Source organism: Streptomyces sp. NPDC041191 (assembly GCF_055591945.1).
Genome location: NZ_JBVIZC010000010.1, coordinates 192,611 through 207,359 on the forward strand (window position 1 = coordinate 192,611; position 14,749 = coordinate 207,359).

The 14,749-nt window shown below is 71.7% G+C and carries 17 protein-coding genes and 1 tRNA gene; 4 read left to right on the forward strand and 14 right to left on the reverse strand.

Annotated elements, in window-relative coordinates; translation table 11 throughout:
* Nucleotides 1-271: 271 nt before the first annotated feature.
* The 6 genes from ACZ6AQ_RS21095 to ACZ6AQ_RS21120 form a co-directional block, all read right to left on the reverse strand.
* Nucleotides 272-1,981: an FG-GAP repeat domain-containing protein gene (locus ACZ6AQ_RS21095; protein WP_468761276.1), complete on the reverse strand. Its 1,710-nt coding sequence runs from the start codon at nucleotides 1,979-1,981 to the stop codon at nucleotides 272-274.
* Between the two features lie 494 nt (nucleotides 1,982-2,475).
* Nucleotides 2,476-2,979: a GNAT family N-acetyltransferase gene (locus ACZ6AQ_RS21100; RefSeq protein ID WP_468761278.1), complete on the reverse strand. Its 504-nt coding sequence runs from the start codon at nucleotides 2,977-2,979 to the stop codon at nucleotides 2,476-2,478.
* Between the two features lie 155 nt (nucleotides 2,980-3,134).
* The gene (locus ACZ6AQ_RS21105) at nucleotides 3,135-3,326 is read right to left on the reverse strand and encodes a hypothetical protein (RefSeq protein ID WP_468761280.1); all 192 of its coding nucleotides are present in this window, start codon (nucleotides 3,324-3,326) and stop codon (nucleotides 3,135-3,137) included.
* Between the two features lie 172 nt (nucleotides 3,327-3,498).
* The gene (locus tag ACZ6AQ_RS21110; RefSeq protein ID WP_468761282.1) at nucleotides 3,499-4,380 is read right to left on the reverse strand and encodes an SDR family oxidoreductase; all 882 of its coding nucleotides are present in this window, start codon (nucleotides 4,378-4,380) and stop codon (nucleotides 3,499-3,501) included.
* Nucleotides 4,377-5,285, reverse strand: coding sequence for an alpha/beta fold hydrolase (locus tag ACZ6AQ_RS21115; protein ID WP_388692885.1), 909 nt, complete (start codon nucleotides 5,283-5,285; stop codon nucleotides 4,377-4,379). Before ACZ6AQ_RS21115 ends, ACZ6AQ_RS21110 begins: the two co-directional genes overlap by 4 nt.
* Before the next feature lie 8 nt (nucleotides 5,286-5,293).
* Nucleotides 5,294-6,820 (reverse strand): flavin-containing monooxygenase, encoded by a 1,527-nt coding sequence (locus ACZ6AQ_RS21120; protein WP_468761284.1) that lies wholly within the window; start codon nucleotides 6,818-6,820, stop codon nucleotides 5,294-5,296.
* Nucleotides 6,821-7,222: 402 nt separating this feature from the next.
* Between ACZ6AQ_RS21120 and ACZ6AQ_RS21125 the strand changes: the two genes are divergently transcribed.
* Nucleotides 7,223-7,843 (forward strand): MerR family transcriptional regulator, encoded by a 621-nt coding sequence (locus ACZ6AQ_RS21125; protein ID WP_468761512.1) that lies wholly within the window; start codon nucleotides 7,223-7,225, stop codon nucleotides 7,841-7,843.
* A gap of 15 nt (nucleotides 7,844-7,858) precedes the next feature.
* Here ACZ6AQ_RS21125 and ACZ6AQ_RS21130 read toward each other — a convergent pair whose 3' ends face one another.
* Together ACZ6AQ_RS21130 and ACZ6AQ_RS21135 are read right to left on the reverse strand one after the other, a co-directional pair.
* Nucleotides 7,859-8,329, reverse strand: a complete 471-nt coding sequence (locus tag ACZ6AQ_RS21130; RefSeq protein ID WP_468761286.1) for an NUDIX domain-containing protein — start codon at nucleotides 8,327-8,329, stop codon at nucleotides 7,859-7,861.
* A 5-nt stretch (nucleotides 8,330-8,334) separates the two neighbouring features.
* Nucleotides 8,335-9,075, reverse strand: coding sequence for a helix-turn-helix domain-containing protein (locus ACZ6AQ_RS21135; protein ID WP_468761288.1), 741 nt, complete (start codon nucleotides 9,073-9,075; stop codon nucleotides 8,335-8,337).
* A gap of 117 nt (nucleotides 9,076-9,192) precedes the next feature.
* Between ACZ6AQ_RS21135 and ACZ6AQ_RS21140 the strand changes: the two genes are divergently transcribed.
* Complete coding sequence (locus tag ACZ6AQ_RS21140) at nucleotides 9,193-9,387, forward strand: hypothetical protein (protein WP_468761290.1); 195 nt, start codon at nucleotides 9,193-9,195, stop codon at nucleotides 9,385-9,387.
* Between the two features lie 265 nt (nucleotides 9,388-9,652).
* Here the strand turns inward: ACZ6AQ_RS21140 and ACZ6AQ_RS21145 are convergent, their stop codons facing one another.
* A complete protein-coding gene (locus ACZ6AQ_RS21145) occupies nucleotides 9,653-10,456 on the reverse strand; it encodes an exodeoxyribonuclease III (RefSeq protein ID WP_468761292.1) in 804 nt (267 codons plus the stop codon).
* Nucleotides 10,457-10,506: 50 nt separating this feature from the next.
* Here ACZ6AQ_RS21145 and ACZ6AQ_RS21150 point away from each other — a divergent pair, with 50 nt between their 5' ends.
* Nucleotides 10,507-10,986, forward strand: a complete 480-nt coding sequence (locus ACZ6AQ_RS21150; RefSeq protein ID WP_468761294.1) for a GNAT family N-acetyltransferase — start codon at nucleotides 10,507-10,509, stop codon at nucleotides 10,984-10,986.
* Between the two features lie 136 nt (nucleotides 10,987-11,122).
* On the opposite strand, the gene ACZ6AQ_RS21155 is transcribed toward ACZ6AQ_RS21150, so the two are convergent.
* A tRNA-Ala gene (locus ACZ6AQ_RS21155) sits at nucleotides 11,123-11,196 on the reverse strand.
* Nucleotides 11,197-11,397: 201 nt separating this feature from the next.
* Here ACZ6AQ_RS21155 and ACZ6AQ_RS21160 point away from each other — a divergent pair.
* Nucleotides 11,398-11,895 (forward strand): hypothetical protein, encoded by a 498-nt coding sequence (locus tag ACZ6AQ_RS21160; RefSeq protein WP_468761296.1) that lies wholly within the window; start codon nucleotides 11,398-11,400, stop codon nucleotides 11,893-11,895.
* A 10-nt stretch (nucleotides 11,896-11,905) separates the two neighbouring features.
* Here the strand turns inward: ACZ6AQ_RS21160 and sepX are convergent, their stop codons facing one another.
* The 4 genes from sepX to moaC form a co-directional block, all read right to left on the reverse strand.
* Nucleotides 11,906-12,934, reverse strand: coding sequence for a divisome protein SepX/GlpR (sepX, locus tag ACZ6AQ_RS21165; RefSeq protein ID WP_468761297.1), 1,029 nt, complete (start codon nucleotides 12,932-12,934; stop codon nucleotides 11,906-11,908).
* Nucleotides 12,935-13,071: 137 nt separating this feature from the next.
* Nucleotides 13,072-13,683: a GNAT family N-acetyltransferase gene (locus ACZ6AQ_RS21170; protein WP_468761299.1), complete on the reverse strand. Its 612-nt coding sequence runs from the start codon at nucleotides 13,681-13,683 to the stop codon at nucleotides 13,072-13,074.
* Nucleotides 13,680-14,246, reverse strand: coding sequence for a MogA/MoaB family molybdenum cofactor biosynthesis protein (locus ACZ6AQ_RS21175; RefSeq protein ID WP_468761301.1), 567 nt, complete (start codon nucleotides 14,244-14,246; stop codon nucleotides 13,680-13,682). Before ACZ6AQ_RS21175 ends, ACZ6AQ_RS21170 begins: the two co-directional genes overlap by 4 nt.
* A complete protein-coding gene (gene moaC / locus ACZ6AQ_RS21180) occupies nucleotides 14,243-14,728 on the reverse strand; it encodes a cyclic pyranopterin monophosphate synthase MoaC (protein WP_468761303.1) in 486 nt (161 codons plus the stop codon). Before moaC ends, ACZ6AQ_RS21175 begins: the two co-directional genes overlap by 4 nt.
* Nucleotides 14,729-14,749 lie beyond the last annotated feature (21 nt).

Sequence of the window (14,749 nt, forward strand, 5' to 3'; positions counted from 1 at the left end):
CCCCTCTGGATTTCGTGAAGGACGAGGAAGGAAAAACCGAGTCAATCCGAGTCCGACACGAAGGCCGCGGAGTATCCCTTTTCCTTCCCCCTGAAGTACGGAGGAGATCATTGCACGCAAAAGGCGGTTCATGGAATGCGATTTTCGGCGATCCCCCATCACCTGAAGCGTGCGGCGTTGGGCACGGGATCACCAGTCGACGGACCGCCGGATCAGCGATCGCCACGCTTCCAGGGAGCCCGGGACATCGGCCCCGGGCTCACGAAATAAATCAGTAGATGGCTTTGTGTACGTTCCAGCCCTGGCCGGCCTCAACCCTGGTGTGCAGCTTTCCGGCGCCGTCGGCGTTGTAACGCCAAAGGTCACCGGCCGCGTCGGTGGCGACGAGGTCGGCCAGACCATCACCATTCATGTCACCAGGAGACGCGATCTTGTTGTAGACGTTCCAGCCGCCGCCGATGTCCACTCGTGTGCCGAAGCCAATCTTCTGTGCGCCCGGATAGAGCCATAGGTGTCCGGTGCCGGATTCCCGGGCGAGGAGGTCGGGCAGTCCGTCGCCCGTGACGTCACCGGAGCCGACGAGCACGTCGAAGGCGTTCCATCCGGCACCGAGGTCGGTACGGGTACTGAGGTCGTTCACCCCGGTGCCGGGATAGAAGTAGAGGTGGCCGCCGGAGTGGCGGGCCAGCAGGTCACTCTTGCCGTCGTTGTCGAGGTCTCCGATGCCGGCGAACGCCGTCATCACGTTCCATCCGCCGCCGACGTCGTTGCCACCCACCTCGAGGTGTCCGTCGGAGCGGACCAGGGTGAGGGTGGACCAACGGGAGTTGTCGTCCATCGAGGAAGCATTGGACAGCTTCGGCAGGGCGTAACCGGTCATGTCGCCGTCGATGAGGAGCCGGGCGGCGAAGAGGCCATTGCCGAGGTTCAGGTAATAGTTGAGCGTGTTGGTGGTGTCCCAGGCGATGAGTTCACCCTTGCCGAAGAAGGGATTACCGCCCGAGTTGGCGAGAGTGGCCCCTTGCCATCCGGTACCGAGCTGGACCCGCGCACCGAGCCCTCCTTTGTCGTCCCCCGGGAACATCCACAGCGTTCCGGCGAGGTCCCGGGCCACCAGGTCGACGTGACCGGAGCTGTTGTCCAGCGGGAGGATCTGGTTGTAGGCGGCCCATCCGGACCCGACCTTGACCATGGGCTTCAGTGGTGCGGAGGCGCTGCCGGTACCGGCGTAGAAGTAAAGGTCCCCGGCCGGAGTACGAGCGACCACGTCACCACGTCCGTCGCCGTTCATGTCACCGGCACCGACCAACTGGTCGAACATGTCGTAGCCGTAGCCGACCCTGACTGCAGCGGCGAGCGGGGCGTCCAGCTTGCCCGTGCCAGCACAGAGGTAGAGGTCACCGTTCGGAGTCCGGGCCATCAGGTCGTTCTTGCCGTCGCCGGTCACGTCACCCGGCACGAAGACCTTGTTGTACTTTTGCCATCCGGCCTGAGTCCACACCTTCTTACCCAGGTAAATCTTGGAGGGCTGCAGCGTCAGGGTGCCGTCCGGACCGAGGACGAACAGCTCGGGCACGCCGTCGCCGTCGAGGTCGCCCGGCTCGATCACGTCCTTCCAGACGTTCGGAAGATCCGGAAGAGCGTAGTCCGACGGGTACGAATCTGCTTGGCCAGTCTGCCAGCGCTTGATGTACACGGCGTCGTCCAGCCCCCGGATGAGGAGATCGCTCACGCCGTCCCCGTCAACGTCGAAGCGTGGCGTCACGGGCGCTGCGGCCTGCGCACCGAAGCGCGCAACACCTTGCGCACCGACTGGAAGTTTCGCCGTCGGAGGCGTCCAGCGTGGAAGCGCGGGCTTGACGATCCCCGACTCCCCCTTCCGGTCGTCCGCCTCGGACGGTGTCGCCAGCATCGTCAGCGCCAGCGCCGAAACGGTCGTACCGACCGCAAGGCGGCGCACGTACGCCCTCGAAGTACGCATCGTGGATCCCCCCACAAAAGATGTGCCCGACAACGTCACCGACTTGGACGTTCACCAATCGGGCACCCTCCCGTCGGGCGCACGACGTTTCACGTCCTGCACGTTCCTCCACGGGATCTTCATGAACCATACGGACGACTCACAGGAGCGTGGAGATCATTTTCGGCCAATGGAACACCAAAGACGCGCCAACCTGCGGAAACGTGCGACCAGACCGCCCGTGAGCCGCCGACAGGCGCATCGCGGTCGGCCGAAAACGTATGCACCGGTCATGGCGATCGGTTCGTCGGCAGGTTCGCGGCACGGCGTTCGCATCGGCCTCGGACCAGGCCGTGCCGTGCCGGTGGCCCCGTGTCGGGGCTTAACTCGAAGGGCACGGTCGGCACGGGCAGCCATCGGTCCGAAGGCCCTCCGAGTGGCCCTCCACTCGTTCGAGCCCGTCTAGGAAACCGGCGCAAGTGCGCAACCCTCAGGAGCCGTCGGCCGGACCACCCCTACGCCGTCTCCACGGCCGCGTATACCAGGTCCAGTTCGTACGAAGTCCCCGCCCGCCCGTCCAGCGTCACGCTGCCGACCGCGCCGAAGCCGACCCGTCGGAGGACGGCGCCCGACCCCGCGTTGTCGAGGGTCGTGACGGCGGTCAGCCGGCTCAGCCCGTACTCCTCGCGGGCCAGCCGGCACAGCTCGCGGACCCCGGCGGTGGCCAGGCCGCGCCCGGCGGCCCGCTCGGCGACCCGGTAGCCCAGCTCGGCGCTCCCGTCGGCGACGTCGACCAGGTTGAACCGTCCCAGGACCTCGCCGCCCTCCCCCACGAGCACGTGGAAGTGGACGGTCCCGGCCTCCTGCTCGTCGAGCAGCGCCCGGTGCCGCGCGTCGAAGTCGGTGAAGTACGCGTCGCCCCGGTCGGGCACGGACGCGGCGAAGTGGGCCCGGTTCTCCCGCTCGAACGCGAGCAGGGCGGGGGCGTGGTCGGGTCGGAGTCGTTCGAGTGCGGCCATGGGCGCCACCGTACGGAGAACCGGGGCGCGGGACGAGCGGTTTCGCGCCGGACCACGGGTGCGCGCGGAGGGAGGCGGCCTGCGCGGAAGGACGCGGCGTGCGCGGAAGGGCGCACCCGGCGTACCGGGTGCGCCCTCCGTGTGGAACAGCCGGGTCAGGCCTGGCGGTTACGGGCCTGCTCGGCGCGGTCCTGCACCTGTCGGCGGGCGTCGCGCGCCTCGTCCCCGGAGCGCTCGCGGCCCTGGGAGGCGCGCTCGGACGCCTCGTCCTTGGCCTTGCCCATGGCCTCCTTGGCCTGGTTCCTGAGCTGCTCCGCCTTGTCCTTGAACTGGTCCTGCATACCCATGGAAGTTCACTCCTAGCGAGGTGGGGGACGGCCTGTCCCCGGCCTCGACCAGCCTCACACGGGCGGACATTCCACGCATGTCGATCAATTACGGACAGTGAGGCCCGGGGGAAGGGCCCTTCTCCGAAGCCCTCCCCCGGGCCACCGCCCGGCCCTCCCCCGGGCCGTCCCGTCAGACCTTTCCGGCCCGCGCGTGCTCGTCGGCCGCGCCCCCCGCGCCCACGAGCCCCTTGGGAATCGAGCCGAGACGCGGCTCGAAGCGCTTCACCTCGCGCTGGCCCACCACCCCGATCAGGGAGGGCAGGTAGCCGCGGATCGACTGCATCCCGCGCAGCCACCACTGGGCGTAGACGTGGGGCGAGCGCCGCTCGATGCCCTCGACGATCCGGTCGACGGCCGGACCGAGGGGGTACGTGCGGTTCGACGGCCACGGCAGCCGCTGGCGCAGCTCGCGCATGACGTCGTCCTGGTCGGCGCCCCGCACCATGTCCGTGTCGGTCCAGGAGAGGTAGCCGACGCCGACCTTCACTCCCTTGTACGCGACCTCGGCCCGCAGGCTGTGCGCGAACGCCTCGACGCCCGACTTGGAGGCGCAGTACGCCGTCATCATCGGGGCCGGGGTGATCGCGGCGAGCGAGGCGATCTGGAGGAAGTACCCGCGGGACTCCATGAGGACGGGCAGGAACGCCCGGCCGGTCACGGCGCCGCCGATCAGGTTGACCTCGATGACCCGGCGCCAGGCGACCGGGTCGGAGTCGGCGAACGGACCGCCCGTCGCGACGCCGGCGTTGGCGACGACGACGTCGACCTTCCCGAAGCGCTCCTTCACCTCGGCCGCGACCCGGGCCATCGCCTCGTGGTCGGTGACGTCGGCGTGCCACCAGTCGGCCTCGGTGTGCAGCCGCCCGGCGACCTCCTTGAGGAGGTCGGGCTCCAGGCCGACGAGCGCGATCTTCGCACCGCGCGCGGAGAGCTTGCGGGCGAGGAGTTCGCCGACGCCCCGGGCACCCCCGGTGACGACCACGACCTGCCCTTCGAGACTCACCCTGCTCATGCTTCCTCCTTGACGTTCACGGTGTCCTTCACGCCCAGGTACGTGAGGGTCAGTTCGCGGATCTGCGCGGTGACGGCCTCGGGCGCCTCCATCGGCGTCATGTGGCCCACGCCGGTCAGCCGGACGAAGTCGGTGCAGTGCGGCAGCGCGTCCGCCATGGCGTGGGAGTGGGCGGCCGGGGTGAGCCGGTCGGCGGTGCCGACGAGCACGGCGACCGGCAACCGCAGGGACCTCAGGCCCCGTTCGAGGTCGAGGCCGGCGAGGACCTGCGACCAGCCGTAGCGCGCGTCGCGCGGGCAGGCGTGCACGATCCGGGCGCAGGCGTCGACCCGCTCCGGCGCCGTGCCGGGGCCCATGGTCGCGTACTTGAGGATCTTCTTCGAGAGGGCGTTGACCGGACCGAGCGGCGCCTTCGAACCGAGGACGGCCCGGGTGAGCCGGGTGCGCAGCCGGCCGGGCCGCAGCGGTACGACGGTGGCCCCGGCGGTCAGCCGGGAGGGGCCGGTGGAGCAGAGCAGGACGGCGGCGGCGTGGTCCCGCAGACCGGGGCGGTCGGCGGCGGCCATGATCGTCATGCCGCCCATGGAGTGGCCGGCCAGGACGGCCCGTTCGCCGGGCCGGAGGGTGGCGGCGAGCACCGCCTCCAGGTCGTCGGCGAGCGCCGTCGTGGAGTAGCCCCCGGACCCGGGCACCGGGGAGCGGCCGTGTCCGCGCTGGTCGTAGGCGATCACCCGGTGGTCGGGGGCGAGCGCCCGTATCTGGTCGGCCCAGAAGGCGATCGAACAGGTCCAGCCGTGGGACAGGACGACGGCGGGGGCGCCCTCGGGGCCGTAGACCCGGACGTGGACGCGGGAGCCGTCGGCGGAGACCGCGGTGAGTTCGCGGGCCTCGGGGAGCGGGGTCAGGTGCCGGCTCACTGCGCGGCCTCCTTCGTGCGGGACGGACGGGACGTCGCGGCCGGGGCGGACCGGGGCGCGCGGAGGACCTCGTACTCGGAGAGGTCGACCCGCCGGGTCTCGCGCCGGAACTCGCCGGTGGTGCCCGGCCAGAGGGTGGTGTTGCGGCCGTTGGCGTCGAGGTACCAGCTCTCGCAGCCGCCGGACTTCCAGACGGTCCGCTCCATCCGGGCCTGCACCTTGCGGTTCCAGGCGTTCACGGCGGAGGGCCGGACGGCGAGGGCGGCGCGCCCGCCGAGGACGTTGAGCTGGCGCAGGTAGTCGGCCATGTAGTTGAGCTGGGACTCGATCATGAGGATCATCGAGGAGTTCCCCAGGCCCGTGTTGGGGCCGATGATCGTCATCCAGTTGGGGAAGCCGGCGGCGGTGGCGCCGCGCAGCGACTCCATGCCGTCCTTCCACACCTCGGCGAGCGAGCGCCCGTCGGCGCCGATGACGCGCGGGGCGATCGGCATGTCGGTGACGTGGAAGCCGGTGCCGAAGACGATCGCGTCGGCCTCGGTCTCGGTGCCGTCGGCGCCGACCAGGGTGGAGCCGCGGACCTCGCGGAGCCCGGAGGCGACGACGTCGACGTTGGGCCGCGCGACCGCCGGGTAGTACGTGTTCGACAGCAGGATGCGCTTGCAGCCGATGCGGTACGAGGGGGTCAGCTTGGCCCGCAGGGCCGGGTCCTTGACGGCCCTGGCGATGTTGGCCCTGGCGAGCTTCTCGACGAGGCCCAGCTCACCGGGGTGCTTGGTGAAGGCGCCGACCTGGAGTTCGCGGATGCCCCAGAGCAGGCCGCGGCGCAGGGTCGCGGTGAGGGGCAGGGCGCGGTGGAGCCGGCGCTCGACGCCGGTGATGTTCCGGTCCATGCGGGGCATGACCCACGGGGGCGTGCGCTGGAAGAGCGTCAGCCTCTTCACCTTCGGCTGGATCGCGGGCACGATCTGGATGGCGGAGGCCCCGGTGCCGATCACGGCGACGCGCTTGCCGGTGAGGTCGTAGTCGTGGTCCCAGCGGGCGGAGTGGAAGACCTTGCCGGGGAAGTCGGAGAGCCCCGGGATGTCGGGGACCTTGGGGTCGGAGAGCGGGCCGGTGGCGGAGACGACCACCTCGGCGCTGAAGGCCCCGGAGGAGGTCTCGATCTCCCACCGCAGCGCCTCGGCGTCCCACACCATCCGCAGCACCTCGTGGTTCAGGCGCAGGTGGGGCCGGATCCCGAAGGTGTCCGTCACGTGCTCCAGGTACGCGCGGATGTGCCGCTGCCCGGAGAAGGTGCGGGGCCAGTCCGGGTTGGGCGCGAAGGAGAAGGAGTAGAGGTGGGAGGGGACGTCGCAGGCGCAGCCCGGGTAGCTGTTGTCGCGCCAGGTGCCGCCCACGGAGTCGGCCCGCTCCAGGACCACGAAGTCGGTGATCCCCTCGCGGCGCAGCCGGACGGCGGCTCCCAGGCCGCCGAATCCCGATCCGATCACCGCCACCCGTACGTGCTCGTGCTTCGCCATGCCGCCTCCCGTGCGTCCGGCCCGATCTCGCCAGCAATCACTGGCATGGTGGGGACTGTAGAGCAGCTCCCTACCGAACGGTAGGGGTACGACGAGGGAAAGTTACCGGCGGTACAACATAGGCTGGCGGGCGTGGCAGAGGGAGCGGGTCCGGGGACGGGCGCACACGGAGGCCGGCGCGGCACGACGGACAACGGCGGCACGGGAAGCGGCACGACCGACGACGGCGGCACGGGCGCCGGCGCCGCGACGGGGGGTACGCCGGGGAGCACCGCTCCCGCGACCGGCGGCGCGGCGGGGGGTGCGTCGGGGAGCACCGCTCCCGCGACCGGCGGCGCGGCGGGGGGTGCGTCGGGGAGCACCGCTCCCGCGACCGGCGGCGGCGGCGCGCGCGAGTACCGCGTGGAGGAGCTGGCGGCGGCGGCCGGCATCACGGTGCGCACCCTGCGCTTCTACCGCGAGCGCGGCCTGATCCCGCCGCCCCGCCGCGAGGGCCGGATCGCCTGGTACGACGAACAGCACCTGGCCCGGCTGCGGACCATCGCCGCCCTCCTGGAGCGCGGCCACACCCTCAACGGCATCGCCGACCTCACCAGCGCCTTCGAGAGCGGCCGGAACGTCCGCGAGGTCCTCGCCCTGGACACCCCCAGCGAGGAGGAGCCGGTCCGGCTCACCCCCGAGGAGCTGGCGGACCACTTCGCGGGCGAGGTCACCCCGGAGAACTTCGCCGCCGCCCTGGAGCTCGGCTACCTGGTGCCCGACGGCGAGGAGATCGTCCACGTCAGCCGCCGCCTCCTCGACGTCTCGGCCTCCCTCGTCCGGGAGGGCGTCCCGCTCGCGGAGGTCCTCGGGGCGGGCGCCCGGGTCCGCGAGCACGCCGAGGCGCTCGCGAAGCTCTTCACCGGACTCCTGCGCGCCCACGCCGCCGAGGAGGACCTGTGGCGCCTGCGCCCGCTCGCCAAGAGCGTGGTGGAGGCGGAGCTGTCCCTGGCCCTGGACAGACGGCTGCGCGACAAGCCCTGAACCGGCGGCCGGGTGCTATCCGAGGTACGGGGCGGCACGCCGTTCCAGGAAGTGCCCGATGCGCAGCCGCTGCGTGTGGTGCATGGGAAGCGAGTCGAGTTCTTCTGGTGCCACGAAGCGGAGCTCCGTGCTCTCCTCGGAGACGGCCAGGGTGCCGCCGACGACCCGGGCGTTGAAGCAGACGTTGAACTGCCGGCGTACCTCTCCGTCGCTGTACGCGATGACGTGACGGGGGTCGGTGTACGTGCCGACGAGTCCCGTGATCTCGACGTCCAGACCGGTCTCCTCCTTGACCTCTCGCACGGCCGTGCCGGGCAGGGAATCGTCCATGTCCATGGCTCCGCCTGGCAGCGCCCACAAGTCGTTGTCCCGGCGACGCTGGAGAAGTACACGCCCGTCCCCGTCGGTCACGACGGCGGAGGCTGCCACGACCAGGCTGTTCGGCCGGGGGGCGTTCGGATCGTCGTAGTACTCGGTTCGGGCCACGACGCTCAGCCTTCCACGGGGCGGGCCGTTCCCCACACGGCGTCGAAGCTCCCCGCGTAGGTGCCGAACATGCCCCCGTCGCCGTGGCGTCGCAGGTGCCACACGGGCGCACCGTAGGCGTTGACGCCCCACACGTGTCCGTTGACCAGCATCTGGTCGTCGGCGCGGTACAGGCTGTTGTAGAGGGTCGTTCCGTGCGTACGCAGCTCGATTCCCGGCACGCCCGCGAGGGGCCGGTAGTGCAGGAGGGCGAGACGACAGCGGGATTCGATGCCGTGGCCGAACTTCTCTTCCCGTCCGCGCTGCTGGACGTTGGAGTCATCGGCGTCACCCACCGCGATGCGGACCGCGCATCCGTCGTCGGCCCGTTCGCGCAGAAGGTCGTTGAGGCGGGGGTAGGCCTCGTGCAGGAAGACGGCCGCGTACACCAGCACGTCGATCCGCTGCCGTGCCCGGGAGAAGAGATCGACGAAGGCCGACACGGGGAGATCCGCCCGTTGTCCGTACAAGGCGACGAGTTCGGGGCTCACGGCGCGTGCGGCACGCGCCTGGCGGAGTGCCGGCCAGAGGGCATGCACGTCTTCTCCGAGCGCTTCCGCTGCCGCCAGTGCAGTTGCCCGGCGCGGAGTGCGCCCGAGGTTGACCCACCGTTCCACGGACTTGGGGTCGACGCCCGTGACGTCGGCCAGAGCGGCGTGCGTCCACCCACCGGTCTCCATGACGGCTCGCAGCCGCTCATTCTGCATGCTTGCGTCCCCTCGACTCCCGGACATCCCGAGGGACGTTTTACCCCCGAAGGGACGTCCCGAAGTGGGAAACGTACGAGGTTCCCCCGTCCTGATGACCGGCGCGACGATCGCGCCATGAGTGAGCCCACGCGCTACAGCACCCCGCCGATCGAACTGCCGCTAGACCTGGAGCGGGAACCGGACCCCGCCGAGGGGTGCGCGGGTTGCGCCGAGCTGGCTGCCGTACGGAGCCGTGCTCGCGTCGTGGGCGACTGGACGACCGTCAGCGACTGCAACATCTTCATGCGGCGCCACCCCGAGGGGCACTGATGGTCACCTCGGCGGACATCGGGCAGCGCGTGGAAGACCGCGCGGGACGGGTCGGCGTCCTGCGGGACGTGATTCCGGACTACGAGGACCCCGCCCAGCTCCCGAGCGAGCGCCAGAAACGCCCTACGACGTTCTTACGTCCCGAAGGCGGGGGCCGTGAATGGGCTGGTCCCGCCAGAAAGCGTGAACCGCGCTTAGCGCCCCCACGCGGCCCCGTCCGGCGACGGCGAAGAACACAGCCGGACGGGACTTTCCACTGCGCTCCCTACAGATCGAACACGGCAGTCACGGGCGCGTGATCACTCCACCGTTCCGCATGGCTCGCAGCCCTCTCCACGTACGCCTTCACCGCACGCTCCGCCAGGCGAGGCGAACTGACGATCAGGTCGATGCGCCAGCCGGCATCATTGTCGAAGGCCCGTCCCCGGTAGGACCACCAGGAGTAAGGGCCCTCCCGGTCGGGGTGGAGCGCCCGTACGACGTCCACGTACCCCCCGTCCTCCCCGTCGAGGACGCGGCTCAGCCACTCCCGCTCCTCGGGCAGGAAGCCGGCGTTCTTCTTGTTGGCCTTCCAGTTCTTGAGGTCGGCCTCGCGGTGGGCGATGTTCCAGTCGCCGCAGACGACGACCTCGCGCCCGTCGGCGGCGGCCCGGACCCTCAGCTCCTTCAGGTACGGCAGGAACTCGTCCATGAAGCGGTACTTCTCGTCCTGCCGTTCGGTCCCGGTCTCCCCGGAGGGCAGGTACAGGCTGGCGACGGTCACGCCGGGCAGGTCGGCCTCGACGTACCGGCCGCCGCCGTCGAACTCGGCCGACCCGAAGCCGATCCGCACCGCGTCCGGCTCGCGCCGGGTGTAGAGGGAGACTCCGGCGCGCCCCTTGGCGGCGGCGGGCGCGTGCACGGCGAACCAGCCCTCGGGCGCCCGGACCTCCGGGGGCAGCTGGGCCTCCTCGGCGCGCACCTCCTGGAGGCAGAGGACGTCGGCGGAGGTCCCGGCCAGCCACGCGGCGAAGCCCTTCTTGGCGGCGGCGCGGAGGCCGTTGACATTCACGCTGGTGACGGTGAGCATCCCGGGAGAATACCGACAACCACCACTCGCACACACGTACGATGATGCGCATGAACATCCAGCCCACGCCCTATGACCACCCCGACGCCGTGAAGCTCAACGACGCGGTGCAGGCGGAGTACGCCCTCCGCTACGGCGACGAGGGCGACGTCACACCGCTGGACGCCACGATGTTCGTCCCACCGCGCGGCCTCTACCTGCTCGCCTACACCCCGGAGGGCAAGCCCGTCGCCACCGGCGGCTGGCGCACCCAGGACGAGAACGACCACGGCTACTCGGACGGCGACGCCGAACTGAAGCGCATGTACGTGGTCCCGGAGGCGCGCGGCCTGGGCCTGGCCCGCCGCATCCTCGCGGCCCTGGAAACCGACGCCCGCGCCGCCGGCCGCGTCCGCATGGTCCTGGAGACCGGCGACGCCCAGCCGGAGGCCGTGGCCCTCTACACCTCCAGCGGCTACGAGCCCTGCGCCAAGTTCGGCCACTACCGCGACTACGAGAACAGCCTCTGCTACGCCAAGCCGCTGATCTGACGGACCGTCGCGACGGCCGGCCGGGCGCCCGGCACCGGTTCTCACCTGCGGGCGAGGACCGGGCACGGTCGCGAACGCGCCCGGAAACGCGAGAGTCCCGCCCGGTCTTGCGACCGTGCGGGACTCTCGTTGTCTGTGGACCTGTGGGGATTTGAACCCCAGACCCCCTCGATGCGAACGAGGTGCGCTACCAGACTGCGCCACAGGCCCTTGCGACGTGTGAAACATTAGCACCCCGACCGGCGAGAACAAAAATCGCTTCCGCCGCAGGTCAGCCGGGGAGGCTCCCGGACCCGCGCGACGACCGTCACGCCGTGTGCGGCGGGGCGGGGACGGCCGATCCGCCGTTCCGGAGAGCACGGGCGTACCTTCGCCGCATGGTGAATCCCGTGGGGCCCGGCCGGTGGCCCGATGAGCGGCTGGTGGCCGTACCTGGAGGAGAGCACGCGCACGGAGGTCGACGCGAACGTGCTGCGCGACCGGCGGATGACGGCGGTCAGGGCAGTGTGGGAGGCCCTGCGTCCGCTGGGTATCGGCCTGCGCGCGGCGGAGGAGGTCGTCCACACCCGTTACGAGGTCCTCGGGGAGCGCGTGGCCCTCGCCCCGACGGACCCCCTCGACCTTCCCTCGCTCGCGGCCCGCGTCTCCGCCCTTCCGGGCCGGCCGGTCGCCATCGAGGCGCTGTGGGACGGCGACACCGTCCACGACTGGTTCGTGCTGCTGGTCGCGGTCCTGGACGATCCCGCGGGAGAGGGGCACCTGGCGGCCGTTTTCGGCCCCCGGGACGGACGTCCGCCGGCCGTCGCGGGGCGGCTCCTCGCAGACCGCCTCGGCGTGCCGTTCCACTTCGCCTCTCCGGACGTCCCGGACGACGCGGCCCCGCGCTGGAAGGTGACGGGGCGGGGGTGAGCCCCGGGGCTCACTCGTTGGCGGCCCGGGGGCGGTCGTCGTCGTCCGCGTACTGGTCGAAGAGGGGGGTGCGGCCCTGGTCGCGGCCCCGGCGGGGCGGGGTGGCGCGGCGGCGGGGGGCCGGAGAGGGGGTGGGGGCCGGGTCGGCCGCCGTGGAGGAGCGGGCCGCGCTCCAGGTCTCCGGGTCCGTGATGTCGACGCCGCTCGTGGCGCGCGGGGCGACCGGGGCGGTGACGTACGTGGGGAGCGGGACCGGGACCGGGTCCCAGCTGTCGCCGCGGGCCGGGCCGCGCTCGCGCTGCTGGTCCACCCACTCCGCGTGGTCGGTCTGCTCGACCAGGGCGCGCCGGTCGGCCTCCTGCGGGGAGACCGCCGGGGCCGTCGCGGGCGTCGTCCCGGCCTCCGGCGCGGGCGTCGGGGCGGGGCGGCGGCTCTCGCGCAGCCGGGCGGCCGCCGCTTCGGCGCGGCGCCGGTCCATCACGTACACGAAGCGCCGCCGCTCCTGGGTCCGCAGGTGGACGATGTACGCGCTGAGCAGCAGGGCGGGGACCGCCGGGACCCACAGGAAGGGGACCCCGCCGACCGCCGCGACGACCGCGCCGAGCGTGAAGGCGAGGAAGAGGACGATCGTGGTCCGGCGGCGCCGGGCGAGGACCTTGCCCCGGCGGGCGCGTTCGGCGGCCTCGGGGGTGGGGCGGGCCGGGGCGGGCGCGGGGGCCGGTTCCGGGAGTTCCAGGCGCGCCTCGGTCCTGGTCGCGGGCGCGGAAAAGGCCCGGACGTCGACCGAGCTCAGATGCTCGGTCACCGCGTCCGGGTCTACGTCGGGCGTCGGACCCTCCGCCGTACGGTCCCGCTCCTTCAGCTCCTTGGCGTACCGGCGCTCCATGCCCGCCCGTCCGGAAAGCAGCCGGATGGCGGTGCTGAAGCGTTCCGTCGGACGGGCTTCGTTCAGCTCGTCCTGCCTGCGGAGCCACATCGGCACCAAGTAGGCGGCCCAGGCCCCGACGATGACTGCGTAGATGAGGCCGCTGCTGCTCACGATTCACACGGTAGAGGGGTTCACGCCAAGGCATCGGCCAATTGGCCCGGTGTGTCGCACGATCTGGCTGATATCACTGAAATTTTTTGTGATTGTTCGGGGCGACGGTCCGTCACATGCCGATTTAATTCGAACACTTATTTCATTCTTGTGGAACGCCACCTTCTCAGCAGTCCTTCCGGGGCCTCTTCCGCGGTCAGCGCGAACACCAGGTGGTCCCGCCACGCGCCGTCGATGTGGAGGTAACGGGGCCGCAGCCCCTCCTCGCGGAAGCCGAGCTTCTCCACGACCCGGCGGGACGGCCCGTTCTCGGGCCGGATGCACACCTCCACGCGGTGCAGCCCGACCGTGCGGAAGCAGTGGTCGACGGCGAGCGCGACCGCCGTCGGCATCACCCCGCGCCCGGCCACCGCGCTGTCCACCCAGTACCCCACGTGCCCCGAACACATGGAGCCCCAGGTGATGCCCGCCACCGTGAGCTGGCCGACGAGCTGTCCCCGGTACTCGATCACGAACGGCAGCATCCGGCCCGCGTTCGCCTCCGACCGCAGGTGGCGCACCATCTGACGGTAGGTCGGGCGGCGGGCGGGCGGGCTCCCCGGGGGCGGCGGCGGAACCGTCGCCTCCCACGGCCGCAGCCACTCGCGGTTGCGCCGGTTCACCTCGCGCCAGACCGCGTGGTCCCGCATCCTTATCGGGCGCAGGACGACGTCGCCGTCGGCGAGGACCACGGGCCAGGACGGAGTCACGACGGTCTCGGGTGGTCGCCGCCGCGGATCTGGTCGAGGGCGTGCCGGAGCAGCGGCTCCAGGACGGCCAGACCGTCCCGCACCCCGCCCGTGGACCCGGGGAGGTTGACGATCAGGGTGCCGCCGGCGACCCCGGCGAGGCCCCGGGAGAGCGCCGCCGTCGGCACCTTCTCCCGGCCGTACGCGCGGATCGCCTCCGGAATGCCCGGGATCTCCCGCTCCAGCACCCGGCGGGTCGCCTCCGGGGTCAGGTCGGCCGGGGAGATCCCCGTACCGCCGGTGGTGACGACCAGGTCGTACCCGGCCTCGACGGCCGCCCGGAGCGCCGCCTCGACGGGCTCCCCGTCCGGGACGACCCGCGGCCCCTCGACCGTGAACCGCAGGGCGGCCAGGGCCTCGGCGATCAGCGGACCGCCCCTGTCCTCGTACACCCCGGCCGCCGCCCGGTTGGAGGCGGTGACGACGAGCGCCGAGTAGGCGTCCACCGGGGTCTCCCCCGGCGTCGCGGACCCGGCGGGCTCCGGGTGCTCGCGCGTCCCCGTCACCCGGCCGGCGCGCGTCACGACTCGCCCCGCGTCCAGTGGCCCGACCGGCCGCCCGTCTTCTCCTCCACCCGTACGTCGGAGATGACCGCGCCCTTGTCGACCGCCTTCACCATGTCGACCACGGTCAGGGCCGCCACCGAGACCGCCGTCAGGGCCTCCATCTCGACGCCCGTGCGGTCCGTCGTCCGCACGGTCGCCAGGATCTCGACCGCGTCGTCCGCGACCGACAGGTCGAGCGTCACGCCCGAGAGGACGAGCGGGTGGCAGAGCGGGACGAGGTCGGGGGTCTTCTTCGCGCCCATGATCCCGGCGATCCGGGCGGTCGCGAGCGCGTCGCCCTTCGGTACGCCCTCGCCGCGCAGCAGCTCGATCACGCGCGGCGAGACGAGGACCCGTCCGCTGGCGCGCGCCGTGCGGGCCGTGACCTCCTTCGCGGAGACGTCGACCATGCGGGCCGCCCCCGCCTCGTCGATGTGGGTGAGACCTTGCTGCGTGCTCATGGCCGTGACACTCCCGGTCGC